Here is a 26,692-nt window from a genome sequence, read left to right on the forward strand (position 1 = left end):
TCAGCCCAGCAGGCCGTCGACCGGCGAAGAGGCGCTGGCGAAACGCTTGCGCGGGATGCGGCCGGCGAGGAACGCCTCGCGGCCGGCCTCGACCGCCTTGCGCATCGCACTGGCCATCAGCACCGGATGGCGCGCGCCGGCGATGGCGGTGTTCATCAGCACGCCGTCGCAGCCGAGCTCCATCGCGATCGCCGCATCGGACGCGGTGCCGACACCGGCATCGACGATGATCGGCACCTTCGCGTTTTCGATGATCTCGATCAGGTTGTACTTGTTCTGGATGCCGAGGCCCGACCCGATCGGCGCGGCCAGCGGCATCACCGCGGCGCAGCCGATCTCTTCCAGACGCTTGGCCAGGATCGGATCGTCGGAGGTGTAGACCATGACGTCGAAGCCGTCCTTGACCAGTTGCTCGGCGGCCTTGAGCGTCTGCACGACGTCGGGGAACAGCGTGCGCTGGTCGCCCAGCACTTCGAGCTTGGTCAGGTTGTGACCGTCGAGCAGCTCGCGCGCCAGGCGGCAGGTGCGCACGGCGTCTTCGGCGGTGTAGCAGCCGGCGGTGTTGGGGAGGATCGTGTAGCGGTCCGGCGGCAGCACGTCGAGCAGGTTGGGCTCGCCCGGGGTCTGGCCGATGTTGGTGCGGCGGATCGCGACGGTGACGATCTGCGCGCCCGCGGCCTCGGTGGCCAGGCGGGTCTCGTCGAGATCCTTGAACTTGCCGGTGCCGGTCAGCAGGCGGGAGGAATAGGTCTTGCCGGCGATGATCAGGCCGGCATCAGCGGGGGATGCAGTGGTCATCGGGGGATTATCGCCGATGCGGCCGGCGGATGCGGAACGGATTCCGCGCCCCGCAGGATTGCGTGCGGTGATCGGAACCGGTGACCTCGCGCCAGCCAGCGCCACCCGGGTACGGCAGCGCCGGATCGCAGGCCGCCCTGCGCTGGCCTCAGCCGCCGCCCAGGGCGTGCACGATCTCGATCTGATCGCCCTCGTGGATCGCGTGATCGGCATGGCGACCGCGCGGCACGATCTCGCCGTTGACCTCGACCGCGACGCGGCGGTCGGCCAATCCCTGTTGCGCGAGCAGTGCGGCGATGGTGCTGCCGGTGTCGATGGCGAGATCCTCGCCGTTGAGTCGGATGTGCATGGCGGAATTGTCGCCGTATCGGGCAGCCGACGCACGCGTGCCGCACTGCGGCGTGCCGGCGCCGGAAACGGCGTGGGATGATCCCGCGATTCGGCGCCATGCGCTGCCGGATGGACCGGCGGGAACGCGCCGGCCAACACCAATTCCCAGGAGAACCCCCCAGATGTCGTCCAGGCCCATCCGTGCCGCCCTTGCTGTCGCGCTTGCCGCGGCCGCCACCCTTCCCGCATCCGCTGCCGAGCCGTTCTCGCGCACGGTGTTCTTTGGCGACAGCCTCACCGATTCGGGCTACTTCCGCCCGGTCATCGTCCAGACGGTCGGCCCTTCCGGCGCGATCCTCGGCCGTTTCACCACCAATCCGGGCCTGGTCTGGGCCGAGCATGTCGCGAACCGCTATGGCACCAATGCCAGCGCGAACGGCAATGGCCAGACCGGCGACAACTACGCTGCAGGCGGCGCGCGCGTGTCGGCGACAGCCGTCACTGCGCTTGGCCTGGCACCGTCGCTGGCCTCGCAGGTCAACACCTATCTGTCCGCCAACGGCGGCCGCGCCGATGCGAATGCGCTGTACACCGTGTGGGGCGGCGCCAACGATCTGTTCGCGGTCGCCGCCAATCCTGCGCAGGCGCAGCAGATCATCGGCTCGGCGGTCACCGCGCAGATCGGCCTCGTCGGCACGCTGCAGGGCGCGGGCGCCCGCTATGTGCTGGTGCCGTCGATTCCTGACATCGGCCTGACCCCGCAGTCGCGCGCCGGCGGCCCCGTCGCGATCGCGACCGGCACCGCGCTCGCCAATACCTACAACACCGCGCTCTATGGCGGTCTGGCCAGCCAGGGTTTGCGTGTGATCCCGGTCGACACCTTCCACTTCCTGCAGGAGGTCTCCGCCGATCCCGCGCTGTACGGCTTCACCAACGTGACTTCGGCCGCGTGTGGCGCGCAGCCCGGCATCGGCGATTCGTCGGTATTCTGCAACCCGAACTCGCTGGTCACCCCGTCCGCGGCCGACACCTATCTGTTCGCCGATGGCGTGCACCCGGCCAGCCGTGCGCACGAGATGATTGCCGACCTCGCGATCGCGATGATCGACGGCCCTCAGCAGATCGCGGTACTGCCGCAGTCCGCAACCGTGACCGGGCGCGCGCGCGCCGATCGCATCAACAACCGCCTGAGCCTGGCGCCGGCGCGCAGCGAAGGCCGCAGCTGGTGGGCCGACGTGCGCGCCGACATGCAGCGCTACGACCATGGCGACGCCTACGACGGCGTGGGTCCGGCGCTGACCGCGGGCCTGGACTGGACCTCGGGCAACACGACCTTCGGCGGCTTCGTCGGCTATGGCAAGCAGGGCAACGACTGGGGCATGCGGCGCGGCAACTGGGACCAGACCGAAGCCACGGCCGGCGGCTTCGTCGGCTGGCGCGCCGACAGCGGCGCCTGGATCAATGGCCAGCTCAGCTATTCGTGGCTCGACTTCGACACCGACCGGACTGTGCAGATCGGACCGGTGACGCGCGTGCATTCCGGTCAGGCCGACGGCAGCAATGTCACCGCTGCGATCGGCGCCGGCTGGAACTTCGGTGCAGGCGCGCTGCAGCACGGTCCGGTGCTGTCGCTGGTCGCGCAGCGCATCGAAGTCGATGGCTTCGCGGAGAGCGATCCAACGGTGTCGAGCTCGCTTGCGTATCCGTCGCAGGACATCGATTCGCTGATCGGCAGCGCCGGCTGGCAGTTCGCCTATGCCGCCAGCGATGCGTTCCGTCCGTATGCGCGCGTGACCATCGACCGCGAGTTCGAAGACGCGCCGACCGAGGCCTTCGCGCAGTCGCAATCGCTGCCGTCGACGCTGCCTTACGCAGTGCCGGCGCGCGGTTACGACAACAGCTACGCCACCGCCACGCTGGGCACGCAGACGAAGCTGTTCGGCCTCGACGCCAACGTCGGCGCCAGCCTGACGGTCGGCCAGAAGGGCGGCAGCCACACGACGGCGTTCGCGACGATCGGCGCCGGCTTCTGAGGCCTGTGTCGACAGGCAACGACGCCGGGGCGGCGTCGTTGCCAATGCGCGCAGGCCCGGCATAGACTGCCCACCTCGCGCGGGTGTAGCTCAATGGTAGAGCTGTTGCTTCCCAAGCAACTGACGAGGGTTCGATTCCCTTCACCCGCTCCAACAGGGTTTCGTGACATCCGTGCGGCGACACCATCGAACTGGTGTCGCCGTTTTCGTTGGGGGTCCGCTTCTCCTCTGGTGTGTTCTCCTCGCTGTGCCCCGTCCGGTGATTCGATGAAGCTCGCGATCCTCTCCCGCAATACCAAGCTCTATTCGACCCGTCGCCTGGTCGAGGCCGCGCGCGTGCGCGGACACACCGTGCGCGTGCTCGATCCGCTGCGCTGCTACATGCGCATCAGCAGCGAAGGCTTTTCGATGCGCTACAAGGGCAAGCCGATCGTCGGCTACGACGCGGTGATTCCGCGCTTCGCGGCGTCGGTCACGCGTTACGGCAATGCGGTGCTGCGCCAGTTCGAACTGATGGGCACGTTCGCGCCGAATCCGTCCGCCGCGTTTGCACGCGCACGCGACAAGTTGCTGTGCCAGCAGTTGCTCGCCGCCGAAGGTCTCGGTCTGCCGGTTACGGTGTTCGGCGACAACCCCGACGACACAGACGACCTGCTGGCGATGCTCGGCCCGCCGCCGCATGTCATCAAGCTCAATGAAGGCAGCCAGGGCGCGGGCGTGATGCTGACCGAAAAGCCCTCGGCATCGCGTGGGGTCGTGGAAGCGCTGCGTGGGCTGTATGCGAGCTTCGTCATGCAGGAATTCATCGCCGAGGCGCAGGGCGCGGACCTGCGGTGCTTCGTCGTCGGCGACCGGGTCATCGGCGCGATGCAGCGTCAGGCGCCGCCCGGCGATTTCCGTTCCAACCTGCACCGAGGCGGCACGGCCAGCCCGGTCGAGACGACCCCTGAGGAGCGCGCGGCCGCCGTGCATGCCGCGCAGGTCATCGGTCTGGGCATCGCAGGCGTGGATTTGATCCGCTCGGCGCGGGGGCCGCTGGTGCTCGAAGTCAATGCGTCACCGGGCCTGGAGGGGATCGAAGAGGCGACCCGCGATGACATCGCCGGCGGCATCATCGAGTACCTCTCGGCCCACGTTGCGGCGAAGACGCCGGCCCGTCGCACGCGGCGTGTGATTCCGAACGGAACTTGAACGTTTTTTTTCCGGTTTTTGACGCTGCGACGCCTAAGCTGCACGTCCGGAATGCGCTCGCGCTCTCTCTCCGCCCCGGGTCACCGGGGCCGCGGCGGATGACGGCAATCGGGGCAATACTCTTCGACCCGGACGGTTTCCGTCCGGGTCTTTTTATGTGTTGCCCGCGTGCCGTTGTCGATGGCGCGAGAGTTCGCGCATCGCGCCGGACGATCTTGTATGCGCGACGACGACGGTCGTCGTGGAAGCATTGCAACGCTGTGCCATCATCCGGCCCAGACCCGTATTCACCGTAACGCGCCCCCGCGGGCGCGACGCCAAGGACATCCAATGCACATCCTCGTCATCGAAGACAACCAGGACATCGCCGCCAACCTCGGCGACTACCTCGAAGACCGCGGGCATACCGTCGACTTCGCCGCCGACGGGGTCACCGGCCTGCATCTGGCCGTGGTTCACGACTTCGACGCGATCGTGCTCGATCTCAACCTGCCGGGTATGGACGGCCTGGAGGTCTGCCGCAAGCTGCGCAACGACGCGCGCAAGCAGACGCCCGTGCTGATGCTCACTGCGCGTGACAGTCTCGACAACAAGCTCGCCGGTTTCGATTCGGGCGCCGACGACTATCTGGTCAAACCCTTCGCGCTGCAGGAAGTGGAAGTGCGGCTCAACGCGCTGTCGCGCCGCGGCAAGGGCACCCATACGCGCGTACTCGATGTCGGCGATGTCGAATACAACCTCGACACGCTGGAAGTGCGTCGCGGCGGCAAGCTGCTGCAACTCAATCCGACCGCGCTGAAGATCCTGCAGTCGCTGATGGAGGCCTCGCCGGCAGTGGTCACGCGACAGGAGCTGGAAACTCGCGTCTGGGGCGAGGAACTGCCGGATTCGGACTCGCTGCGCGTCCACATCCATGGCCTGCGTGCGGTGATCGACAAGCCGTTCGACACGCCGTACATCCAGACCCGTCACGGCATCGGCTACCGCATCGCGGTTCCCGATGCGGCCACCTGAGGCCAGCCAGGGCCGACCGGCCCGGACACGCGGGCGTCGCCGTTACCGGCGGCGGCTGCGCAGTCGCATCATCCTGTCGTTCGTGTTGCTCGGTCTCGGGCTCACGACGCTGTTCGCGTTCCTGACCCAAGAAGCGCGCGACCGCGTGGAAAACACGCTGGTCGAAGACCTGATGAACCGCAACATCGACGAGTACGCACGCCGCTACTACGTGGACCCGGCGCGCAATCCGGCGGTGCCGCTGGAGCAGATCCGCGCACGCGTGATCAAGCGCGACCGTTTCGAGGAATTGCGCCGCGAGCAGCCCGACTGGTACGAACTCGGCGACGGCATCCACAACCTTAGTGGTGTCGACGAGGACGGCACGCCCTTCATGTACAAGCTCGCGGTGCGCAAGACGCCCGACGAGTGGTTCTTTCTCGCCTACGACATGAGCGAGACGATGCGCGGCGCGACCCAGTTCCAGCGTGCGATCTTCGGCTCTGTGGTACTGGTGTCGCTGTTGTCGCTGCTGATCGGTTGGTGGTCGGCAGCGCGTGTCATGAGCCCGGTCTCGGCACTGGCGAACCGGCTGCGCAGTTCCGGCGATACCTCGACGCCCGAGGCCCTGGCGCCGCACTTTCCCGATGACGAAGTCGGTCAGCTGGCGAGCGCGCTCGACGACTACGCATTCCGTCTGACGGAAGTCGTACAGCGCGACCGGGAGTTCAACGCCGACGTCAGCCATGAGCTGCGCACGCCGCTGGCGGTGATCAAGGGCGCGGTGGAGCTGTTGCTGTCACGGCCGGAACTCGACGACAAGACCCGTGCGCGCCTGCAGCGCATCCAGCGTGCCGAGCAGCAGTGCACCGATCTGATCAGTGCGCTGCTGCTGCTCTCGCGCAACGAGCGTGGGCATGGCGCAACGGATGTCGGACGCGTGGTGGAGCAGCTGTTCGACGCGCACCGGGGTCAGCTGGCCGGCAAACCGTTGACGCTGCAGCTCGAGGCCGGCGCGCAGCCGCTGGTCGTCGACGCTCCGGAGTCCGCGGTGACCGTCGCACTCGGCAATCTCGTCGGCAACGCGATCAAGTACACGCTGGAAGGCGAGGTGGTCGTGCGCCTGGGCGAGTCCACCGTCGAAGTCGCCGATTCGGGGCCTGGCCTCAGTGCCGAAGATGCGGCGCGGCTGTTCGAGCGCGGCTATCGCGGCACCCATGCCGAGCACTCGCAGGGTGGTGGCATCGGCCTGTCGATCGTGCGTCGTCTGTGCGCACTGTATGGCTGGCAGGTGCGTGTGGTGCCGGGCGCCGTGCGCGGTGTCGTCGCGACGCTGTCGTTCGGGCCCGAGCGGCCGTCGATGCCCGCGGACTGACGCGGGCGACGCGCCCCGCGCGCAGGCGTCATCGCTGTCTTACAGGCTCACCCACCAGCAACCGAGATGCCGGCGCAGGCCGAACACGGTGGTCACGGTGCCGCCGCTTGCGCCGGTCTGATCGAGACGTAGCGAAGTCGGTGGCCGCTCGGGTTGTGCGGTGGGGATGTCGCGCGCGCTGACCCAGCCGGAGAACCCGATGCGTTCCTGCGCGACCACCGTCTGCGCCGGCCGTTGCGCGGTGATGTTGACCAGTGGCCGCTGCGCGATCGCGTCGAGGCGTTCGAGGATCTGGTAACCGCCGCTCTGGCTCAACCCCTGCCAATGATAGAGACCCGCCAGGCGGTTGGTGTCGCGCTGGTGGATCGCGAAGCTCAACTCTTGGATCAGCCCTCGCAGCTGTCGCTGGCAGCTGATCCGCGGCAGGCTCGACGGCCCGGGGGGCTGGCGGGGCACGCTTGAGGTCGCGCCCACGGCTGCGCAGGCGCGATCGGTGTAGATGGTGCCGCCGTCGGGCCCGGTACAACGCCGCACCTGGGCCGACGCGCCGGACGGCAGGCACACGCCCGCGAGCGCCGAGGCGGCCAGCAGCAGGGCGGAGTAGGGACGGCGGGGCATCGGCGCAGCCTAGCGGCTGGCCGGTGATGGCGACAGTGGCGTGCCGCGCGCTTCGCTCAGGACAGGCGTGCGAGTACGGCCTGGGTCGGCTTCGACAGGTTGAGTGTGTAGAAGTGCAGGGCAGGTGCGCCGCCTGCGATCAGACGTTCGCACAGACCGGTGACCACGTCCGTGGCCAGTTCCCGGATCGCATCGGCATCGTCGCCGTGCGCGATCATCTGGCGCTGCATCCAGCGCGGGATCTCGGCGCCGCAGGCCTCGGAGAAGCGGCGCAGCTGGCCGAAGTTGGAGATCGGCATGATGCCGGGGACGATCGGGATGTCCACGCCCGCGCGCCGCGCGGTGTCGACGAAATGGAAGTAGGCGTCGGCGTTGTAGAAGTACTGGGTGATCGCTGCGTCCGCGCCGGCATCCACCTTCGCCTTGAAGTGGCGCAGGTCCGCGCGGGCGTCGTCGGCCTGCGGGTGGACCTCGGGATAGCAGCCGACTTCGATGTGAAAGGTGTCGCCGAATTCGCTGCGGATGAAGGCGACCAGATCGGCGGCGTAACGCAGGTCGCCGGGCCGTCCCATGCCGGACGGCAGGTCGCCGCGCAGCGCGACGATGCGGGTGCAGCCGATCGCGCGGTAGAGCGTCAGCAGTTCGCGGATCTCCTCTCGGCTGCCGCCCACGCAGGACAGGTGGGGGGCGGCCTCAAGGCCATGTTGCTGCTTGAGGCGGCGCACGGTCTCGGGGGTGTGGCTCAAGGTCGAACCACCGGCGCCGAACGTGCACGACACGTATTCGGGCGCATGCGCGGCGAGCCTTTTCGCGGTGCGATCCAGCTGGCTGCGCTGGTCGTCGGTCTTGGGCGGATAGAACTCGAAGCTGAGCGGGAGCATGCGCGGCCTGCGACGACGGAGTCGCCTGATTATATCGCTTGATCGCGATGCATGCGAAAACACGGTGCGCAGTCCCGCGGCTGCAACAGGCTTTTCCGCTGCCTCGACGCATGCCCGACCTATAATTCGCCTGCCGCCCGGCCCACGCCGGGCCGTGCCCCTCGGCGGTCCTGGTGCCGCCGACCGGCGTCCTCCCCCAAGGATCCCGTCATGAAGAAATTCCTCAAGGCCCTCGTCGGCCTCGTCGTGCTGGTGGCGATCGCTGCCGGCCTGTTCCTGTACTGGCCGCTGTTCGAGCGTTCGCCCCCCGAGCCGGTGAACCCGGAGCCCGTGGACGTGTTGCTGATCGGCGCCGGTGTCATGAGCGTCACGCTGGCCACCTACCTGCAGGAACTCGAGCCCGACTGGCGCATCGAGATGTACGAGCGCCTCGACGGCGTCTCGCTGGAGAGTTCCGATGGCTGGAACAATGCAGGCACCGGGCATTCGGGTTTTGCCGAACTCAACTACACCCCCGAGCGCGAGGACGGCAGCATCGAGACCGCGCGCGCGGTCGACATCGCCGAGCAGTTCGAGATCTCGCGCCAGTTCTGGTCGCACCAGGTCGAGGCCGGCCGTCTCGGCGCGCCGGGCGAGTTCATCAACGCCACCCCGCACATGAGCTTCGTCTGGGGCGACGCCAACATCGACTATCTGCGCCGTCGCCACGCGGCGCTGTCGAAGGAGCCGTTGTTCAACGGCATGGTGTACTCGGAAGACCCGCAGCAGATCGCCGCCTGGGCGCCGCTGATGATGCAGGGACGCGATCCTGCGCAGAAGATCGCCGCGACCTGGATGCCGCTGGGCACCGACGTCAATTTCGGCGTGATCACCCGCCAGCTGACCCAGGCGCTCGAGCGCAGCCCGAAGTTCGGCCTGCATCTGCGGCATGAGGTGCGCCAGTTGAAGCGCGGTGACGACGGCCTCTGGACCGTTGCCGTGCACGATCTCGCCACCGACACCACCCGCTCGATCCGCGCGAAATTCGTGTTCGTCGGTGCCGGGGGCGCCGCGCTGACGATGCTGCAGCACTCGGGTATTCCGGAAGCCGCGAACTACGGTGGCTTCCCGGTCGGCGGCCAGTTCCTTGCCGCCGACAACCCGGCGGTCACCGCACGCCACGAGGTCAAGGCCTATGGCAAGGCGGAGGAAGGCTCGCCGCCGATGTCGGTGCCGCATCTCGATGCGCGCATGCTCGACGGCAAGCCGGTGCTGCTGTTCGGCCCGTTCGCGCTGCAGAGCACGCGCTTCCTCAAGCACGGCTCGTGGTTCGACCTGTTCTCCTCGGTCAACAACCACAACGTTGTCGGCATGATGCGCGTCGGCGCCGAGAACCGGGATCTGGTCGGTTATCTCATCAGCCAGGCGCGCCTGTCGGATGCCGATCGCATGGCCGAACTGCAGAAGTACTACCCGGGCGCGCAGCCCGCCGACTGGCGCCTGGTGACGGCCGGCCAGCGCGTGCAGGTGATCAAGCGCGATCCGGACCAGGGCGCGATGCTGCAGTTCGGGACCGAGATCGTCACCGACACCGACGGCAGCATCGCCGCGCTGCTGGGTGCGTCGCCGGGCGCGTCGACGTCGCCGAAGATCATGCTCGACGTGATGCGCAAGGTGTATCCCACGCAGATGGAGGGCCCGTGGCGCGAACGTATCGAGCAGATCGTCCCGTCATTCGGGCAGACGCTCAACACCGACGTCGCGTTGACCAACCGCATTCGCGGCATGACCAGCCGCGTGCTGCAGCTGCCGTATCACGAAGTGCCGGGTGCGGCGATCGGCGACGGTCAGCCGCCGGCCGCGAACGACGAGCTGCATGGTCCCGACGAAGGCCCGGACGAGGCCGATCTCGACCGGCGCACGCAGGCGCTGTAATCGAAACGAAGAGGCGGGCCTTCGGACCCGCCTTTTTCTTGCGCGATGTGGGCGCGTGACGCTTTCGCGCCGTCTCATGCGCCCGGCGCGATGTCCTGGCGACCCGGTTCGCCGTACTCTCCGCATATGCCGAGCACGCCTGTCACCTACGACCGCAGCGCCCAGCGCGCCCGCAATCTGTTGATCCAGGAAGTGGTGGAAACACGCCAGCGCGCCCGGCTCGGCGGCTGGTTCTACGGCGTCGCCGCGACGCTTGCGTTCGCGGTCACCGGGTTTTCGACCGGTTACCGGATGTCGGCGTTGCTGGTCATCGGCATGCTGCTGGCACTCGCCGTCGTGCGCGTGCTGATCCCCGTTCCGGCCGCGCCGGACGAACGCGAGGCACGCCGTTATCTACGCAGGCTGTGGGGCGTCGTGCTTGCGACGACGGTCGTCTGGGGCGGCTTCAGCGCATGGAGCCAGTCCGCGCTGCCCGAGCCCGCGCCGCTGATCGCGCTGTTGTTCTCCGGTGCGTTCGGCATGGCGCTCGCACATACGCTGTGCATGCGTCGGCTGCCCTCAGCGCTGGCGATTCTCGCGGTCATGGTGCCCCCGCTGGTCGTGCTGTGGCGCGAGGTCGCGCTCAGTGTCGGCGCCATGTGGATCGTCTACATGGCCTACATGCTGCTGGTCATGCGGCGTAGCCATCGGGAATACCGCGCGCGGCTGGAACTCGAAGAAGACCTGCGCCAGCAGCGCGATCTGTTCGCGACCCAGAGCCGCGTCGATGGTCTGACGCTGCTGCCCAACCGACGCGAGTTTTCCGAGTCGCTGGAACAGGCGATCGTGCTGGCTGGCGACGGCCGCGCACTGTCGCTGCTGATCCTCGACATCGACCATTTCAAGCGCATCAACGACAGCTTCGGCCACGTGGCCGGCGACGCTTGCCTGGTCGAATTCTCGCGCCGGTTGCACGCGTCTTTCGACGGCCCGGGCGAGTTGTGCGCGCGTCTCGGCGGCGAGGAGTTCGGCGTGCTGCTGCCTGCAGACTGCACCGTGGCCCACGCGCGCGCCGAACGCTTCCGCGAGACGCTCGCGCAAAGTCCATTGGTCTTCGATGGCGTGCAGGATGTCGTGACGACGAGCGTGGGCTGCAGCAGCTTTGACGCGTCCCGCCACGCCGATGCCGGTGCGCTGTACCGCGAAGCCGATGCCGCGCTGTATCGCGCCAAGATGGGCGGCCGCAACCGCACCGAGCGCACGCTGTAACGCGTCCCGCTTTTCTGATCCCAGGACCCGCATGTCCATCGTGCTTACACCCTTCGCCCGCCCCCGTCTGTTTCCCCGCACACCGCGCGGCAACACCATCCAGGACATCACGCCCGCGCAGTTCGAGGCGCATCTCAACAGTGAAGTGCCGCACGCGGTGCTCGGTGGCTACGCGCCGTTCTGCAAGCTGCACGTGCACCGCAACTGGACCTCGACGCGATGTCTGACCGTGCCGATCACCGACGCCAACCGGCACCTGCTGCGCTCCGGCTACGAGGCACGCAACAGCGCCGAACTGCCCGTGCTGGTGCGCTGGTTCGAAGGCGTGGAGTCGCCACGCGCCGAGTACCTCGTGGTGATTCTCTACAGCGCCGAACAGCTCGCGAAGGAAGGTGCACCGATCGATGCGGACTGGGGCATCGTCGGCTGCATCTACACCGCCGAGCCGGAAGAGATTCCGATGGCCCCGATCACGATGCTGCGCAATGCGCTCGGTGTGGACGAAGGCGGCTCGGGCGTTCCGCTCGATCGCGAGGCCTACCGGCGCAGCGTGGAATTCTGGGACGCGAACGCGAACTGGCGCCCCTGACCCGCATCCGCGCGCGTTGGCGATCCCGGTCCGACACGTCGCGCAGGCTCAGCGGGGGCCCGCGACACGACGCATCCCGCGGTACTCGGCGCGATAGCGCCTTCGCCGCGTGTAGGAAAGGGCGTAGGTGAGCACGGCGCAGATGCCGGCATAGACCAGCAGACGGCCCGCAGCCGATTGCCAGGCGGCCGCGTCGATCGCGATCGAGATCGCCATCGCCGACAGGGCATAGACGAGCAGCACGACGGCGGTGACACGCGCGATGCGCAGTTCCCGCAGGCCGGCGCGCAGCTGCGACAGGCGCACCTGCGCATAGGTCGCGACGTTGAGCGTCGCGGCATCCATCCGCGGCTGCGGCACGCGCAACAGCAGCCACCACGCCGCCGGCATGTAGACCGCGAAAAACGGCATGACCAGCCAGTACGCCGGGGTGACCGCGGCGCCGGCCAACGGCCGGAGCAGCATCGCGATCGCGGTCAGCGTGATCGCGATCTCCAGCCCGCGTCGCAGCCGCAGCCGCAATTGATGGCGGCGCACGCGCTTGATCAGCGCCGCGCTGTCCGTCGACGGCCGTGCGGCCTGCCATGCACTCTGGAGCAGATCATCGAACTCGTTCACGGCGTGGTCTCCTCACGGGCTTGCAGGGTTTTGAGCTGGGCGCGGGCGCGATGCAAGCGCACACCGACGTTTTCCATCGAGATGCCGAGGAGCTCGGCGATCTCGCCGTAGTCGAAGCCTTCGAGCTGCAGCATCAGCGGCTGGCGCAGCGTCAGCGGCAGAGTGGCGAGCGCCTCGAACAGCCATTCGCTGCGCGCGCGGTCGGCGTCGGCGACCGACGCCGGGTCGGGCACGTCGTGAACGCCGGCGTCCAGCGGAAACGGCGCAGGGGTCCGGATGGCCGAGCGCACGTGGCTCGCCCCCAGGTTGTGTGCGACCCGCAGCGGCCGATGCGCTGGGTGCAGGCGGTCGGCTACGAAGCCGATCTGCTGGTGCTCGACGACGATCCGCTGCTTGATCTGGCGCAGGCACGCGATGCCCGTGCCGTGGTGCTCGATGGCCGCTATCTCGATCGCGCGGCGCTGGTCGCGCTGCGGGGTGACGAATGAGCGCGCGTCGCGACGGCGGCGTGCGCCGGCCCTGGCGCTGGATCGCGCTCGGTGGCGTGGTCTGCCTGCTGGCGTGGATCACGCTCGCTGTGGGGCTGACGCTCGGCGTCGACCGGACGACGCGGATCGTGCTGGTCACCGTGGCCGCGGTCACGACCGAAGGGCTGGTCTGGCTCAGCGCGTTCCTGCTGGGGCTGCGCGTGTTCGAGGCGCGGCAGCGGTTGTGGCAGGCGCTGCGGTCGCGCTTCGTCCGCTGAGCACACAAAAAAACGGGCGCCTTCCGGCGCCCGTTCCCTGTTCCGCGATGACCGGCGAACCGATCAGTAGCGGTAATGGTCAGGCTTGAACGGGCCTTCGACCGCGACGCCGAGATAGTCGGCCTGGTCCTTGGTGAGCTTGGTCAGCTTCACGCCGATCTTCTCGAGGTGCAGACGGGCCACTTCCTCGTCGAGATGCTTGGGCAGGATGTAGACCTTCTTCTCGTAGGTGTCCTTCTTCTCCCACAGGTCGATCTGCGCGAGTGTCTGGTTGGCGAACGAGTTCGACATCACGAAGCTCGGGTGGCCGGTGGCGCAGCCCAGGTTCACCAGGCGGCCGTCGGCCAGCAGGAAGATCGCGTTGCCGTTGCCGAAGACGTACTTGTCGACCTGCGGCTTGATGTTGATCTTCTCCACGCCCTTCAGCGCGTTGAGCGCATCGACCTGGATCTCGTTGTCGAAGTGGCCGATGTTGCAGACGATGGCCTGGTCCTTCATCGCCTGCATGTGCTCGACGGTGATGATGTCCTTGTTGCCGGTCGTGGTGACGTAGATGTCGCCGCGGCCGAGGGTCTCTTCGATCGTGGTGACCTCGAAGCCTTCCATCGCCGCCTGCAGCGCGCAGATCGGATCGATCTCGGTGACCACGACGCGCGCGCCGTAGTTGCGCAGCGACGCCGCCGAGCCCTTGCCGACATCGCCATAACCGCAGACCACGGCGACCTTGCCGGCCAGCATCACGTCCATCGCGCGCTTGAGGCCGTCGGCCAGCGACTCGCGGCAGCCGTAGAGGTTGTCGAACTTCGACTTGGTAACCGAGTCGTTGACGTTGATCGCCGGCACCAGCAGCTTGCCGGCCTCGGCGATCTGGTACAGGCGGTGCACGCCGGTGGTGGTCTCTTCGGACACGCCCTTCCACTCGGCGACGGTGCGGGTCCAGAAGTCCGGACGCTCGCCGCGCACGCGCTTGAGCAGGGCCTTGATGACCTGCTCCTCGTGGCTGCCACCGGTGCTGTTGACCCAGCTCTCGTCGCCCTGTTCCAGCTCGTAGCCCTTGTGGATCAGCAGGGTCACGTCGCCGCCGTCGTCGACGACCAGCTCGGGGCCGATCAGGCCGCCCTTGCCGTCGGGGAAGCTCAGCGCTTCCAGCGTGCAGTCCCAGTATTCCTCCAGCGTCTCGCCCTTCCAGGCGAACACCGGGGTGCCGGTCGCGGCGATCGCGGCGGCGGCGTGATCCTGGGTCGAGAAGATGTTGCAGGACGCCCAGCGCACGTCGGCGCCGATGTCCTTCAGCGTCTCGATCAGCACCGCGGTCTGGATGGTCATGTGCAGCGAGCCGGTCACGCGCACGCCCTTGAGCGGCAGGGTGGCGGCGTGCTTCTTGCGGATCGACATCAGGCCCGGCATCTCGTGCTCGGCGATGTCGATTTCCTTGCGGCCCCAGTCGGCGAGGCCGATGTCGGCGATCTTGTAGTCGCCCTCGGTGGAGAAGGTCTTCAGTTGTGCGTTCATGCTGTGCTCCGTAGTGGAATACCGTGCGGGTATTCGCGTTACGGGCGCCGTTGTCGCAGGAACACCACGCCGAGCCTGGCCGTCCTGACCGCGCGATGCATCACGCGGGCGAACCGGTCGCAGCGCCCCTCGGCGGGGCAGGCCGACATTCTATCGCAGGGTCGGATCGGATCGGATGCCCGACGCATTCACCCTGAACCCCGCTTCATCCATGCGCCCACCCCCTAGGGTCGACCCCAGTGCGCCCCGTCCCAAGGTGCGTCAGCATGCGGCGCTTGTCACGATCGGCTGCAAGGCCATTGATCGACGACGCATCCGCCGGCGCAGGACGCACCGGATTGGGGGCCGCGCGATGCGGCCCGTTTTTCTTCCGGTACTGCGTGACCCGTTTCACGCCTGCGCGCAAGTCCCGACGGTCCCGGCCCGCAGGCGGCTGCGCGCGCATTGGGCGCGGTTATGCTCGACGACCCGTGTGCTTTCGGATCGCTTGCCGATGTCTTCCGCTCCCGCCCGCTGCCGTCTGTCCGTCGTCGTTTCCGCCACGCTGCTCGCCGCGACGTTGTCGTGGGGGGCGCCCCTGTTCGCGCAGGGCGCGAATGACGCAGATGCGGCCGCGTCCGCCGACACCGGTTACCGGCTCCCGCCCGAAGCACTGCAGGCGATCGTCGATGCACCGCGTCCGCCGCGGCTGTTGCTGAGTCCGCAACGCGATCTCGTCGCGTTCCTGCAGACGCCGGCCTTGCCGGGCATCGCCGAGGTGGCGCAGCCCGAGCTCAAGCTCGGCGGCATCCGCATCAATCCGAAAACGTATTCGGCCAGTCGCGCGTCGTACGTCACCGACCTGTGGCTCAAGCCGGTGGATGGCGGCGGGGAGCAGCGCATCGCCGGCCTGCCGGAACCGTTGTCCCTGGCCTCGCTGCTGTGGTCGCCGGACCAGCGCCACATCGCCTTCAGCCAGGTCGACGTGCGCGCCGGTGAAGTGCAACTGTGGGTGATTGATGTGGCCACGCGCCAGGCGCGGCGCCTGCTCGCGCAGCCGCTCAACGCGGTGGTCGGCAACGGCTTCGAGTGGATGCCCGACAGCGCCGGGCTGCTGGTGCGCCTGCGCCCCGAAGGGCAGGGCAGCGTGCCGCAGGACGCGGGCATTCCCGCGGGCCCGAACGTGCAGGAAACCGGCGCCGGCGGCACGGTGCAGCAGTTGCGCACCTATCAGGATCTGTTGCGCAGCGAGCAGGACGCGCGCGTGTTCGCGCACTACATGACCAGCCAGCTCGCCCGCGTGGCGCTCGACGGCGCGGTGTCGCCGATCGGCGCGCCCGGCCTGACCACCAGCGCGACCCTTTCGCCCGATGGTCGCCACATCCTGCGCCAGCAGATCGATCGTCCGTTCTCCTATCTCGTGCCGTATACGCGATTCCCGCGGCGCATCGAAGTCGTCGGCCTGGACGGCCAGGTGCAGCACACCGTCGCGACACTGCCGCTGGTCGAAGGCCTGCCGGTCGGCAACGACGCGGTGCCCACCGGCAAGCGATCCGTGTCCTGGCGCAGTGATGCGCCGGCCACGCTCGCATGGGTCGAAGCGCAGGACGGCGGCGACCCCGCCCGCGAAGTCGCGGTGCGCGACATCGTCTACATGCAGGCGGCGCCGTTCCGCGGACAGCCGCAGGTGCTGGCCGAACTCTCGATGCGCTACGCCGGCACGCAGTGGGGCAGCGGCGATCTCGCATTGCTGACCGAGTACTGGTGGAAGACGCGGCGCATCCGCGAGTGGCGCCTGCAGCCCGACGGTGGCGAGCCGGTCATGGTGCGCGACGGGTCCTACGAGGACCGCTACGCCGATCCGGGCATGGCCGTGACGATGCCCGACGCGACCGGCAACAGCCGCCTGCTGATCGCCTCCGACGGCAACAGCATCTACCGCATCGGCGATGGCGCCTCGGAGGAGGGCGACCGCCCGTTCCTCGACCGCCAGAACCTCGCCGACGGCAGCACCACGCGCTTGTTCCATTCGCAGGCGCCGTACTACGAATCGCCCAGCGCAGTGCTCGATGCCGACGCGACGCGCCTGCTGACCTCGCGCGAGACCCAGACCGAGCCGTCGAACTACGTCGTGCGTCGCCTCGACGCACCCGATGCCGCGCCGGTGCCGCTGACCGCGTTCGAACACCCGACGCCGCAGTTGCGCGACGTGCAGAAGGAACTCGTGCGCTTCAAGCGCAAGGATGGCGTGGATCTCACCGGCACGCTGTACCTGCCCGCCGGTTACGACGCCACGCGCGACGGCCCGCTGCCGATGCTGATGTGGGCGTATCCGGGCGAGTTCAAATCCGCAGACGCCGCCAGCCAGGTCACCGATTCGCCGTACCGCTTCAATGCGGTCGGCTACTGGGGCCCGCAGGCGTTCCTGGCGATGGGCTACGCGGTGTTCGCCGACGTGTCGATGCCGATCATCGGTGAGGGTGCTGCCGAACCCAACGACACCTACATCGAACAGCTGGTCGCCAGCGCCGAAGCCGCGATCGACGAAGCCGTGCGCCGCGGTGTCGCGGACCGTCGACGGGTCGCGATCGGCGGGCACTCCTACGGCGCCTTCATGACCGGCAACCTGCTCGCGCATTCGCGCCTGTTCGCCGCCGGCATCGCCCGCAGCGGCGCGTACAACCGCACGCTGACGCCATTCGGCTTCCAGGCCGAGGAACGCAACTACTGGCAGGCGCAGGAGACGTACCTGCAGATGTCACCGTTCAATTACGCCGGCGAGATCAAGGATCCGATCCTGCTGATCCACGGCGAAGAGGACAACAACTCCGGCACGTTTCCGATGCAGAGCGAACGCATGTTCGCCGCGATCAAGGGCCTGGGCGGCAACGCGCGCCTGGTGATGCTGCCCAAGGAGTCGCACGGCTACCGCGCGCGCGAATCGATCCTGCACATGCTTTACGAGACCAATGCCTGGCTCGACCAGTATGTGAAGAACAGGCCGGCGGAAGATGCGGCTCGCTGAGCGTCGAAACCTCTGACGTGCGCGCGACGCCTCCGAGGCGTCTCGCGCGCGTCATCTCAGCCTGGAGGCAATCCGCACCTCTCCCTCCGGGAGAGGTCGACGCGCGAAGCGCGTCGGGTGAGGGTCGGGACCTGACACGCAGGCTGCCGAAAGCAGCACCCGCATCCGCCTTCTGGCACACCGTCTAGCCAGCGGGCACGTTGCCCCGAAGGCGGCAGGAGAAACACCTATCCGTCGCCTCGACTTCGATTCAAATGCGCGCACCACGCATATCGGCGCGCGGCACCGGCGCTCGAATCAAGCCCACTCCGGCGACGGCAGCTCCGCCACTGCGTGACGCATGCTGTCGTTCCATCGGCTGCGGATCGACTGCAGATAGGCGTCGCCGTCCTCGAAGCGCTGCTGGATCTCGACCTTCAGGCTGTCGCGCTTGTAGACCAGCAGGTCGATCGGCGGGCCGACCGAGAGGTTGGAGCGGATCGTCGAATCGAACGACACCAGCGCGCACTTGGTCGCGGTGACCAGGTCGGTGTGCTTGGTGATCACCCGGTCGAGGATCGGCTTGCCGAACTTGATCTCGCCGGTCTGGAAGAACGGCGTCTCGCCGGCGCTCTCGATGAAGTTGCCTTCCGAGTACACGAGGAAAAGGCGGGGCGCTTCGCCGCGGATCTGGCCGCCGACGATGAAAGATCCGCTGGGATCGATGCCGCCGTCGCGCAGATAGGCTTCGTCGCGGCCGCGGATCTCGCGCATCGCATCGCCGACGACCTGCGCCACCTGGAACATCGACTGCGCGTTGAGAATGCCGATGCGTTCCGGCTCGTGGCGGGCGCGATGCTCGAGCAGATTGAGCACGTTCTGCGTCAGCGAGAGATTGCCCGACGACAGCGTCACCACGACGCGTTCGCCGTCCTGGGAGAAGACCCTCATCTTTCCCGCACGGCGGATATGGTCCACGCCGGCGTTGGTGCGCGAGTCGGAGGCCAGTACCAGGCCCTCGTCGAGGTTCAGTCCGATGCAGTAGGTCATGTCGTATCGCGGTACAGCGCAATCGCCATTGTGCCCCGCGGCGGCAGGCAGTGACAGCTCAGGACGTGCGCTGCCATTGCGACTGGCGCATGACCGGCGGTGCGACGGGCGCCGCGCCGGTGGTCATGAACTGCCGGTGGATCTCGGTGCCGAGCTTCGACAGGCGCGCCATGGTGTCCTGCAGCCACGATTCCATGCCGCCGGCGATGATCTCGTCGATGTGTGCGTAGCGCGCCTGCGCGGCCAGTGCGCCGGCCTGCCGGGCGACCTCCAGCGACTCGCCGCCCGACAGCTGCTGCAATATCTGGTGGATCGCGCCGACGCAGGTCTGCAGCGAGCGCGGGTTGTCGTCGTTGAGCAGCATCAACGACGCGACGCCGGCCGGACTGACCGACTCGCGATACAGGCGGCGGTAGGTTTCGAACGCCGACAGCGCCTGCAACAGCGCGCTCCACTGGAAATACTGGGTCGCGTCGCGCGCTTCGCCGGTTTCCGGCAATTCTTCGTCGCTGCTGATCATGTCCAGCAACCGGATCGACCAGTCCGCGCGTTCAATGAAGGCGCCCATCTGCAGGAACTGGTAGCCCTCACCACGGCCGAGCGTGCCGATGGTGATGCCGCGGAACGCCGCCGAGCGGGTCTTGACCCATTCCAGCGCACCGCTCAAGCCGTCCTGGCGCAGGCGCGCGCTGTCGAAGCGCCGGATCTCCAGCCACGAACTGTTGAGGTCTTCGTACATCTCCGCGGTGATCGCAACGCGCTGCGCGCGGGCATTCTCGCGCGCAGCGCGCAGACAGCTGTAGATCGACCCGGGATTGGTCGGCGAGAGCAGCAGATGCTGGACCACGCTCTCGGCATCAATGCGGCCGTGGGCCTGCTCGAACTCCTGCGCCGAACCCAGGGAATCGAGTGCACGGCGCCAGGGCGCAGACTGCGCCTTGCCGCGGTCCAGGCGCTCGGGCAACAGCGCAATGCGCTGGGCCATGTCGAGCAGGCGCGCAGTGTTCTCGGCGCGCTCCATGTTGCGGGCCACCCAGTAGAGATCGTTCGCGGTGCGGCAGAGCATGGGTCAGCGCCTGTTCGGATGGCCGGCGCGTAATGCGCCGGATAACAAGGGAGCGAAACGCTGGGTCATCGCGCGGACGTTGCAGGCACAGCAGTGGAGGCGCCTCATGCCTCCATGACCCAGGTGTCCTTGGTGCCGCCGCCCTGCGACGAGTTCACGACCAGCGAGCCCTCGCGCAATGCGACGCGCGTCAGGCCACCCGGAATCACATGGATACGGCGTCCAGTGAGGATGTAGGGACGCAGATCGATATGGCGGGGCGCGAGACCACTTTCGACATAGGTGGGGCAGGTCGACAGCGACAGCGTGGGCTGGGCGATGTAGTTGCTCGGATCGGCGAGGATGCGCGCGCGGAACTCCTCGATCTCGGCCTTCGTCGACGCGGGGCCCACGAGCATGCCGTAGCCGCCCGCGCCATGGACTTCCTTGACCACGAGTTCCGGCAGGTGCTCGAGCGTGTACTTCAGATCATCCGGATTGCGCAGCTGCCAGGTCGGCACGTTGTGCAGGATCGGCTCTTCACTGAGGTAGTAGCGGATCATCTCCGGCACGTAGGGATAGACCGACTTGTCGTCGCCGACGCCAGTGCCCGGCGCGTTCGCCAGGGTCACGTTGCCGGCGCGATAAGCGCCGAACAGGCCCGGCACGCCGAGATGCGACTCGGGGCGGAACACCGTCGGATCGAGGAAGTCGTCGTTGATACGGCGATAGATCACGTGGACACGCTGCGCGCCGCGCGTGGTCTGGGCGTAGACCATGTCGTTCTGCACGAACAGGTCCGCGCCCTCGACCAGTTCCACGCCCATCTGCTGGGCCAGGAACGCATGTTCGAAATACGCCGAGTTCGCGGCGCCCGGGGTCAGCACTGCCACCACCGGGTTGTCGACGTTGGCCGGTGCGCACTCGCGCAGGATGTCGAACAGGGCATCGGGGTAGCGCTCGACCGGCGCGATCTGCTGGCGCGCGAACACTTCAGGCAGCAGACGCGCCATCATCCGCCGGTTCTCCAGCATGTAGGACACGCCGGACGCCACGCGCAGGTTGTCCTCGAGCACGTAGTACTCGCCGTCGCCGGCGCGCACCAGGTCGATGCCCGAGACATGGGAATAGGTGTTGCAGGCGACCCTGAGGCCCTGCATCTCCTTGCGGTACTCGCTGTTGTCGAGCACCAGTTCGGTCGGGATGCGGCCGTCGCGCAGGATGCGCTGGTCGCCGTAGATGTCGCCGAGGAACAGATTCAGCGCATGCACGCGCTGGCGCAGGCCGGCTTCGAGCATCTTCCATTCACGCGCCGGCAGTACGCGCGGCACGATGTCGAACGGGATCAGGCGTTCGTTGCCGGATTCCTCGCCATAGACCGAGAACGTGATGCCCACACGGTGGAAGGAAATCTCCGCCTCGCGGCGCTTGTGCGCGACCTGCGCGTCGGGCGTGGCCTGCAGCCAGTCGTCGAAACCGCGATAGTGCGGGCGGACGTGCCCGTCGGCATCGTGCATTTCGTCGTAGCTGGGCGGCATCGGGTGACAGGCTCCGTAGGCAGTGCGCAGGCGGATCCGTACTGCACTGCACAGATAGCATGCGAACTCCGCGATGCACAACGGGTGACGGCGCCGGCACATCGTCCAACGCAGAACGGGCCGCATGTGCGGCCCGTTCCGGAGGTGTCGCGGTCGCGGCGGAGGCCGCGCCTGGATCCCTTACTTCAGCTTCGCATCCGCGCGCAGTGCGTCGGCGCGATCGGTCTTCTCCCACGAGAACGACGTCGCGCTCTGCGACTTGCCGGCCGCGTCGGTGTAGCTGAAGTCCTTCGGCTTGCGGCCGAAGTGGCCGTAGGCCGCCGTCTGCTGGTACATCGGGTGGATCAGATCCAGCATCTGGATGATGCCGTACGGGCGCAGGTCGAAATGCTTGCGGATCAGCTTTTCGATCTTCTCGTCCGGAATCTTGCCGGTGCCGAAGGTGGTGACCGAGATCGAGGTCGGCTCGGCGACGCCGATGGCGTACGAGACCTGCACTTCGCAACGGTCGGCCAGGCCCGCGGCGACGACGTTCTTGGCGACGTAACGCGCCGCGTATGCGGCCGAGCGGTCGACCTTCGACGGATCCTTGCCCGAGAACGCACCACCACCGTGGCGCGCCCAGCCGCCGTAGGTGTCGACGATGATCTTGCGGCCGGTCAGGCCGCAGTCGCCCACGGGGCCGCCGATGATGAACTTGCCGGTCGGATTGATGTGGAACTTGGTGCCCTTGTGCAGCCACTTGGCCGGCAGCACGGGCTTGATGATCTCTTCGCGGACGGCCTCGATGAGGTCCTTCTGCTTGATGCCCGGATCGTGCTGGGTCGACAGCACCACCGCATCGATCGCGGTTGCCTTGCCGTCTTCGTAGCGCAGGGTGACCTGCGACTTCGCATCGGGCCGCAGCCACGACAGGTTCGAATTCTTCTTCTTGCGGACCTGCGCCTGGCGCTCGACGAGGCGGTGCGACAGGTGGATCGCGGCCGGCATGAAGCTGTCGGTTTCGTTGGTGGCATAGCCGAACATCAGGCCCTGGTCGCCGGCACCCTGCTGCTCGGGGTTCTTGCGGTCCACGCCCTGGTTGATGTCGGGCGACTGCTTGCCGATCAGGTTCAGCACGCCACAGGTCTCGCCGTCGAAACCGACGTCGGAGCTGCTGTAGCCGATGTCGAGGATCACCTTGCGGGTCAGCGCTTCGAGATCGATCCAGGCACTGGTGGTCACTTCACCGGCGACGATCGCCACACCGGTCTTGACCATCGTCTCGCAGGCCACGCGGGCGCGCTTGTCCTGCGCGAGGATCGCGTCGAGGACGGCATCGGAAATCTGGTCGGCGATCTTGTCCGGGTGGCCTTCGGAGACCGACTCGGAGGTGAAGAGATAGCTGGACATCGGGGCTATATCCCTATATTCGGATGAAAAGATGGGCCGAAATGATACAGCGCCGGCCGTGGAATTGCATTGTGCCCTGCGGCGGATTGCACTGCGGTTAAGTACCCGGCCGCCCGCCGGTCGACTGTCACGCGCCTGAAAGCGGACTGCAATCCGGACGACGTGGGGCGGGCCCAGGCTGCGCGCATCCCCGCCCGACCTGGCACCCATGCTCCGGATCGAGGATCGTCTCAGGCAGCGTTGGCCCGACTGGTTCCGCGGCCGCCGCGCCCGCATCGTCCGCCCGCTGCTGCGTGGCATCGGCCATTGGTCGCGTTTCGATGACATCGACACGTTCCTCACCGGGACCGCGCATCTCGCCGGGTTCGACTTCGTCGCCGCCTGCAGCGAACACCTGGGCCTGCGCTTCCACGTGACCGATGCCGACGTCGCCCGGATCCCGGCGCGCGGACGTCTGCTGGTGGTCGCCAACCATCCTTCCGGTGCGCTCGATGCCCTCGCGCTTCTGGCCTGCATCGGCCGGGTGCGCCGCGACGTGCGCATCGTCGCCAACGATCTGCTGGCGACGGTCCAGCCGCTGGCGCCGCTGATGCTGGGCGTGCGGATCCTCGGCGGCAGGCCGACCGAAGCCAGCATCGCCGCGGTCGAGGCCGCGCTGCGCGATGAGGCCTGCGTCGTGATTTTCCCGGCCGGCGAGGTGTCGCGGCTCGGGCCGGCCGGGGTGCGCGATTCGCGCTGGCGTCGCGGCGTATTGCGCTTCGTCCGCAACACCGGTGCGCCGGTGTTGCCGGTCCGCATCGACGCGCGCAATTCGCCGCTGTTCTATGGCGTCTCCGCGCTGTACCGGCCGGCGGGTACCGCGCTTCTGGCTCGCGAGATGTACGCCCGGCGCGCCCGGCCGCTGCGGTTGCGCGTCGGCACGCCACTGGCCTTGCCCGCGGATGGCGACGACGACGCGGTGTTGCGCTCGCTGCGCCGTCAGCTCTATGCGATCGGCACCCGCCGCGAGGCCTGCGCCGACGGCCAGGCGCCGCTCGCGCGTCCGGTGTCGCCAGCGCATCTCCGCGCGGCTGTCATGTCGACCGAATGCCTGTGCGAACTCGGCGTGGGACAACAGGTGCGGTTGCTGCGAGGGAATCTGCGCAATCCGCTGCTGCGCGAGATCGGCCGGCTGCGCGAGCTGACGTTCCGCCGGGTCGGGGAGGGCACCGGGCGCGCACGCGATCTCGACGCATTCGATGCGCACTACGACCACATCGTGTTGTGGGACGACACCGCGGCGCGTGTGGTCGGCGCGTACCGCGTTGCTTGCGGCGCGGAGGTCCTCGCGCGGCGCGGACTCGAAGGCCTCTATTCGGCCTCACTGTTCCGTTATGCCGACGCGGCGCTGCCGCGTTTGCAGGCCGGCATGGAACTCGGCCGCAGCTTCGTCGTGCCCGAGTGTTGGGGCGGGCGTGGACTCGACGCCCTGTGGCAGGGCATCGGCGCGTATCTGCGGCGCCACCCGCAGGTGCGCTGGCTGTACGGACCGGCTTCGATCAGCGCGGCCCTGCCGCGCGACGCCCGCGAGCAACTGGTCGCCTACTTCCAGCGTTATCACGCTGGAGATGGACTCGCGGTCGCACGTCGGCCGTTCGCATTCGCGGGCGCGCCGCCGTCGTTCGGCGATCTCGATCAGGCATCCGCCCTGGCGCGACTGAAGGCCGGACTGGCCACGTTCGGCGCCGGCGTGCCCACGCTGTATCGCCAGTACGTCGAACTGTGCGAGCCGGGCGGCGCCCGCTTTCTCGCATTCGGCGTCGATCCCGGCTTCTGCAATTCCGTCGACGGCCTGGTCGAACTGGACCTGCACCGCCTGCGTCCGCACAAGCGGCGCCGCTACCTGGGGAAGACCGACGCATGAGCCAGCCTGCCCGACTGCCACCACCACGCCCCCATCACCGCACCGTATTCGTGTCCGACGTGCACCTGGGCGCCAAGCATTGCCACGCCGCGGAACTGGCCTCCTTTCTGGATGGCCTGCGCTGCGACCGGCTGTACCTGGTCGGCGACATCGTCGACCTGTGGTGGATGGCGCAGCGCCGCGCGCGCTGGGGAGCACCGCAGGTCCGCGTGATCGAAGCGCTGCATGCCTTGCGTCGCGCCGGCACGACGATCGTCTACGTGCCGGGCAACCACGACCGCGCGCTGCGGCGCGTCTGCGGCCTCGCGCTGCCGGCGATGCAGGTGCGCCGCCGAACCGTGCACGAGACGGCGGACGGACGTCGCCTGCTGGTCACGCATGGCGACGACTACGATGCCGTGACGCACTTCGGCGGCCTGCAGGAACGTTTCGGCGACTGGCTCTACTACCGCATCCTCACCGGCAACCAGTGGCTCAACCGTGCACGCAGGCAGCTGGGCATGCGCTACTGGTCGCTGTCGGAATTCCTCAAGCAGCGCAGCGGCGCAGCCGAACGCTACATCGAACGTTTCGTGCAGGCCGGTCTTGCCGATGCGCGGCGGCGCGGTCTCGACGGCATCGTCTGCGGCCATATCCATCGCGCGTCGCTGATCGAGCGCGACGGTCTGGTCTATGCCAACGATGGTGACTGGGTCGAAAGCCTGACCGCGCTGGCCGAAGCGCAGGACGGCAGCCTGCGTCTGTTGTCGCATCAGGGGGAAGTGCTCGCGACGCTGCCCGCGCGTGCCGCGACGGTGCCCGCCGTGCCGGTGTCACGCGCGGCCTGAGACCTCGACCCGCGGCGCCGGCTGCTAGCATCTGCGGATGGATTCCCTGACCCAGATCGTCCTCGGCGCATCGGTCGCCGCCGCCATCGTGCCTGCCGCCCATCGCCGCGCCGCGCTCGCGGCCGGTGCCGTACTCGGCACCCTGCCGGACCTGGACGGCATTCCGATCGCGCTGATGACCGACGACCCGGTCCTGCGCATGACCATGCACCGTGGGCTGACGCATTCGCTGCTGGTGTTGCCGCTGGTCGCCGCAGCGATCTGGTGGCTGTTCAAGCGCTTCGGCAAGGGCCGCGTCGCCGCATCGCCGGCGCGCTGGTTCTGGGCGATCGCACTGGCGCTGATCACACACCCGCTGCTCGATGCGTTCACCGTCTACGGGACACAGCTGTGGTGGCCGCTGACGCCGCCGCCGGCGATGTGGTCGAGCGTCTTCATCATCGATCCGCTCTACACCGTGTGGCTGCTGATCGGTGTGCTGTGCGCCGCGTTCGCCGGTCCGCGCCTGATCGCCGGTCGCTTGATCGCGGCAGGGCTGGTGCTGAGCACGGCGTATCTGGGCTGGTCGTTGATCGCGAAAGGCCTGGTCGAACGGGAGGCCGATCGCGCGCTGGTCGCGATGGGCCTCGGCGATGCGCCCCGGTTCTCGGTGCCGATGCCGGCCAACACATTGCTCTGGCGCGTGGTTGCCATGACCGATGACGGTTACGTCGAAGGCTTCCGCTCGCTGGCAGTCGATCGCGGTCCGATGCAGTTCGCCGCCTATTCCTCCGATGTCGCCGCGCTGCGCGAGAACGCCGGGCTGCCTGCAGTGCAACGACTCGCGTGGTTCAACCACGGCTTCATGGGCGCGGCGGTTGTCGAAGAGCGCCTCCAGCTCAGCGACCTGCGTATGGGCAACGAGCCGGACTATTTCTTCCGCTTCGCGGTCGCACAGCGCACAGCGGGTCGCTGGCAATCGATACCGCCAACGCAGGCGCCGATGGCGCGCGATATCTCGGAAACCTGGAACGCGACTTGGGCGCGGATCTGGCACGAGCCGGCAGCGCCGGGTCTCGACACCGTCGACACTGGCGAGGCGGTGGGCAGTCACTGACGCTTCGTAGAAC

At 67.9% G+C, this 26,692-nt stretch carries 24 protein-coding genes, 1 tRNA gene and 1 riboswitch; of the genes, 14 read left to right on the forward strand and 11 right to left on the reverse strand.

All coding sequences use genetic code 11. From position 1 onward, the window contains the following. Nucleotides 1–798 carry a thiazole synthase gene (locus tag AC3IRM_RS04015; protein WP_487628690.1) on the reverse strand — a complete coding sequence of 266 codons (798 nt, stop codon included), beginning with the start codon at nucleotides 796–798 and terminating at the stop codon, nucleotides 1–3. A 148-nt stretch (nucleotides 799–946) separates the two neighbouring features. Then, the gene (gene thiS / locus AC3IRM_RS04020) at nucleotides 947–1,147 is read right to left on the reverse strand and encodes a sulfur carrier protein ThiS (protein WP_489204972.1); all 201 of its coding nucleotides are present in this window, start codon (nucleotides 1,145–1,147) and stop codon (nucleotides 947–949) included. A 163-nt stretch (nucleotides 1,148–1,310) separates the two neighbouring features. Here thiS and AC3IRM_RS04025 point away from each other — a divergent pair, with 163 nt between their 5' ends. The 5 genes from AC3IRM_RS04025 to AC3IRM_RS04045 all read left to right on the forward strand — a co-directional run bounded on the left by AC3IRM_RS04025 (nucleotide 1,311) and on the right by AC3IRM_RS04045 (nucleotide 6,720). Next, nucleotides 1,311–3,161: an autotransporter domain-containing protein gene (locus tag AC3IRM_RS04025; protein WP_489204973.1), complete on the forward strand. Its 1,851-nt coding sequence runs from the start codon at nucleotides 1,311–1,313 to the stop codon at nucleotides 3,159–3,161. Nucleotides 3,162–3,240: 79 nt separating this feature from the next. Further along, nucleotides 3,241–3,314 (forward strand) — tRNA-Gly (locus AC3IRM_RS04030). A 114-nt stretch (nucleotides 3,315–3,428) separates the two neighbouring features. Next, nucleotides 3,429–4,352: a 30S ribosomal protein S6--L-glutamate ligase gene (gene rimK, locus AC3IRM_RS04035; protein ID WP_489204974.1), complete on the forward strand. Its 924-nt coding sequence runs from the start codon at nucleotides 3,429–3,431 to the stop codon at nucleotides 4,350–4,352. A gap of 330 nt (nucleotides 4,353–4,682) precedes the next feature. Then, nucleotides 4,683–5,366 carry a response regulator transcription factor gene (locus AC3IRM_RS04040; RefSeq protein ID WP_159678036.1) on the forward strand — a complete coding sequence of 228 codons (684 nt, stop codon included), beginning with the start codon at nucleotides 4,683–4,685 and terminating at the stop codon, nucleotides 5,364–5,366. Further along, nucleotides 5,353–6,720 (forward strand): sensor histidine kinase, encoded by a 1,368-nt coding sequence (locus AC3IRM_RS04045; RefSeq protein ID WP_489204975.1) that lies wholly within the window; start codon nucleotides 5,353–5,355, stop codon nucleotides 6,718–6,720. Before AC3IRM_RS04040 ends, AC3IRM_RS04045 begins: the two co-directional genes overlap by 14 nt. A 39-nt stretch (nucleotides 6,721–6,759) precedes the next feature. Here the strand turns inward: AC3IRM_RS04045 and AC3IRM_RS04050 are convergent, their stop codons facing one another. Both AC3IRM_RS04050 and metF read right to left on the reverse strand, forming a co-directional pair. Then, a complete protein-coding gene (locus tag AC3IRM_RS04050; RefSeq protein ID WP_489204976.1) occupies nucleotides 6,760–7,338 on the reverse strand; it encodes a hypothetical protein in 579 nt (192 codons plus the stop codon). Between the two features lie 56 nt (nucleotides 7,339–7,394). Beyond that, nucleotides 7,395–8,219, reverse strand: coding sequence for a methylenetetrahydrofolate reductase [NAD(P)H] (gene metF / locus AC3IRM_RS04055; protein ID WP_489204977.1), 825 nt, complete (start codon nucleotides 8,217–8,219; stop codon nucleotides 7,395–7,397). Nucleotides 8,220–8,429: 210 nt separating this feature from the next. Between metF and mqo the strand changes: the two genes are divergently transcribed. The 3 genes from mqo to AC3IRM_RS04070 all read left to right on the forward strand — a co-directional run bounded on the left by mqo (nucleotide 8,430) and on the right by AC3IRM_RS04070 (nucleotide 11,970). Continuing rightward, the gene (mqo, locus tag AC3IRM_RS04060) at nucleotides 8,430–10,133 is read left to right on the forward strand and encodes a malate dehydrogenase (quinone) (protein ID WP_489204978.1); all 1,704 of its coding nucleotides are present in this window, start codon (nucleotides 8,430–8,432) and stop codon (nucleotides 10,131–10,133) included. A gap of 126 nt (nucleotides 10,134–10,259) precedes the next feature. Then, nucleotides 10,260–11,381 carry a GGDEF domain-containing protein gene (locus tag AC3IRM_RS04065; protein WP_489204979.1) on the forward strand — a complete coding sequence of 374 codons (1,122 nt, stop codon included), beginning with the start codon at nucleotides 10,260–10,262 and terminating at the stop codon, nucleotides 11,379–11,381. A 31-nt stretch (nucleotides 11,382–11,412) separates the two neighbouring features. Further along, nucleotides 11,413–11,970: a DUF3228 family protein gene (locus AC3IRM_RS04070; protein ID WP_489204980.1), complete on the forward strand. Its 558-nt coding sequence runs from the start codon at nucleotides 11,413–11,415 to the stop codon at nucleotides 11,968–11,970. A 48-nt stretch (nucleotides 11,971–12,018) separates the two neighbouring features. On the opposite strand, the gene AC3IRM_RS04075 is transcribed toward AC3IRM_RS04070, so the two are convergent. Beyond that, entirely contained in the window at nucleotides 12,019–12,588 is a 570-nt protein-coding gene (locus AC3IRM_RS04075; RefSeq protein WP_489204981.1) for a hypothetical protein, read from the reverse strand. Continuing rightward, on the reverse strand, nucleotides 12,585–12,878 hold the full coding sequence (locus AC3IRM_RS04080) for a sigma factor-like helix-turn-helix DNA-binding protein (RefSeq protein ID WP_489204982.1): 294 nt from the start codon (nucleotides 12,876–12,878) through the stop codon (nucleotides 12,585–12,587). The genes AC3IRM_RS04075 and AC3IRM_RS04080 overlap by 4 nt, the downstream gene beginning before the upstream one ends. Here AC3IRM_RS04080 and AC3IRM_RS04085 point away from each other — a divergent pair, their 5' ends adjacent. Together AC3IRM_RS04085 and AC3IRM_RS04090 are read left to right on the forward strand one after the other, a co-directional pair. Continuing rightward, complete coding sequence (locus tag AC3IRM_RS04085; protein WP_489204983.1) at nucleotides 12,879–13,076, forward strand: hypothetical protein; 198 nt, start codon at nucleotides 12,879–12,881, stop codon at nucleotides 13,074–13,076. Beyond that, entirely contained in the window at nucleotides 13,073–13,333 is a 261-nt protein-coding gene (locus tag AC3IRM_RS04090) for a hypothetical protein (protein WP_489204984.1), read from the forward strand. The genes AC3IRM_RS04085 and AC3IRM_RS04090 overlap by 4 nt, the downstream gene beginning before the upstream one ends. 63 nt (nucleotides 13,334–13,396) lie before the next feature. On the opposite strand, the gene ahcY is transcribed toward AC3IRM_RS04090, so the two are convergent. After that, nucleotides 13,397–14,845 (reverse strand): adenosylhomocysteinase, encoded by a 1,449-nt coding sequence (gene ahcY, locus AC3IRM_RS04095; protein ID WP_489204985.1) that lies wholly within the window; start codon nucleotides 14,843–14,845, stop codon nucleotides 13,397–13,399. 35 nt (nucleotides 14,846–14,880) lie between these two features. After that, nucleotides 14,881–14,982, reverse strand: a riboswitch (S-adenosyl-L-homocysteine riboswitch). A gap of 356 nt (nucleotides 14,983–15,338) precedes the next feature. Between ahcY and AC3IRM_RS04100 the strand changes: the two genes are divergently transcribed. Next, complete coding sequence (locus tag AC3IRM_RS04100; RefSeq protein WP_489204986.1) at nucleotides 15,339–17,849, forward strand: alpha/beta hydrolase family protein; 2,511 nt, start codon at nucleotides 15,339–15,341, stop codon at nucleotides 17,847–17,849. A gap of 297 nt (nucleotides 17,850–18,146) precedes the next feature. Here AC3IRM_RS04100 and AC3IRM_RS04105 read toward each other — a convergent pair whose 3' ends face one another. The 4 genes from AC3IRM_RS04105 to metK form a co-directional block, all read right to left on the reverse strand. Then, nucleotides 18,147–18,878 carry a proteasome-type protease gene (locus tag AC3IRM_RS04105; RefSeq protein ID WP_489204987.1) on the reverse strand — a complete coding sequence of 244 codons (732 nt, stop codon included), beginning with the start codon at nucleotides 18,876–18,878 and terminating at the stop codon, nucleotides 18,147–18,149. A gap of 58 nt (nucleotides 18,879–18,936) precedes the next feature. Continuing rightward, entirely contained in the window at nucleotides 18,937–19,944 is a 1,008-nt protein-coding gene (locus tag AC3IRM_RS04110; RefSeq protein WP_489204988.1) for an alpha-E domain-containing protein, read from the reverse strand. A 104-nt stretch (nucleotides 19,945–20,048) separates the two neighbouring features. Next, a complete protein-coding gene (locus tag AC3IRM_RS04115; RefSeq protein WP_489204989.1) occupies nucleotides 20,049–21,461 on the reverse strand; it encodes a circularly permuted type 2 ATP-grasp protein in 1,413 nt (470 codons plus the stop codon). A gap of 180 nt (nucleotides 21,462–21,641) precedes the next feature. Beyond that, a complete protein-coding gene (gene metK, locus AC3IRM_RS04120) occupies nucleotides 21,642–22,853 on the reverse strand; it encodes a methionine adenosyltransferase (RefSeq protein ID WP_489204990.1) in 1,212 nt (403 codons plus the stop codon). Nucleotides 22,854–23,061: 208 nt separating this feature from the next. Between metK and olsF the strand changes: the two genes are divergently transcribed. From olsF to AC3IRM_RS04135, 3 genes are read left to right on the forward strand one after another with little or no spacing between them, the layout of a single operon-like run. Continuing rightward, nucleotides 23,062–24,756, forward strand: a complete 1,695-nt coding sequence (olsF, locus tag AC3IRM_RS04125; protein ID WP_489204991.1) for a bifunctional ornithine lipid synthase OlsF — start codon at nucleotides 23,062–23,064, stop codon at nucleotides 24,754–24,756. Next, complete coding sequence (locus tag AC3IRM_RS04130; RefSeq protein WP_489204992.1) at nucleotides 24,753–25,583, forward strand: UDP-2,3-diacylglucosamine diphosphatase; 831 nt, start codon at nucleotides 24,753–24,755, stop codon at nucleotides 25,581–25,583. Before olsF ends, AC3IRM_RS04130 begins: the two co-directional genes overlap by 4 nt. A gap of 37 nt (nucleotides 25,584–25,620) precedes the next feature. Next, nucleotides 25,621–26,679, forward strand: coding sequence for a metal-dependent hydrolase (locus tag AC3IRM_RS04135; protein WP_489204993.1), 1,059 nt, complete (start codon nucleotides 25,621–25,623; stop codon nucleotides 26,677–26,679). The last annotated feature ends 13 nt before the right edge of the window (nucleotides 26,680–26,692 follow it).

Source organism: Luteimonas sp. KH_071, assembly GCF_057838005.1.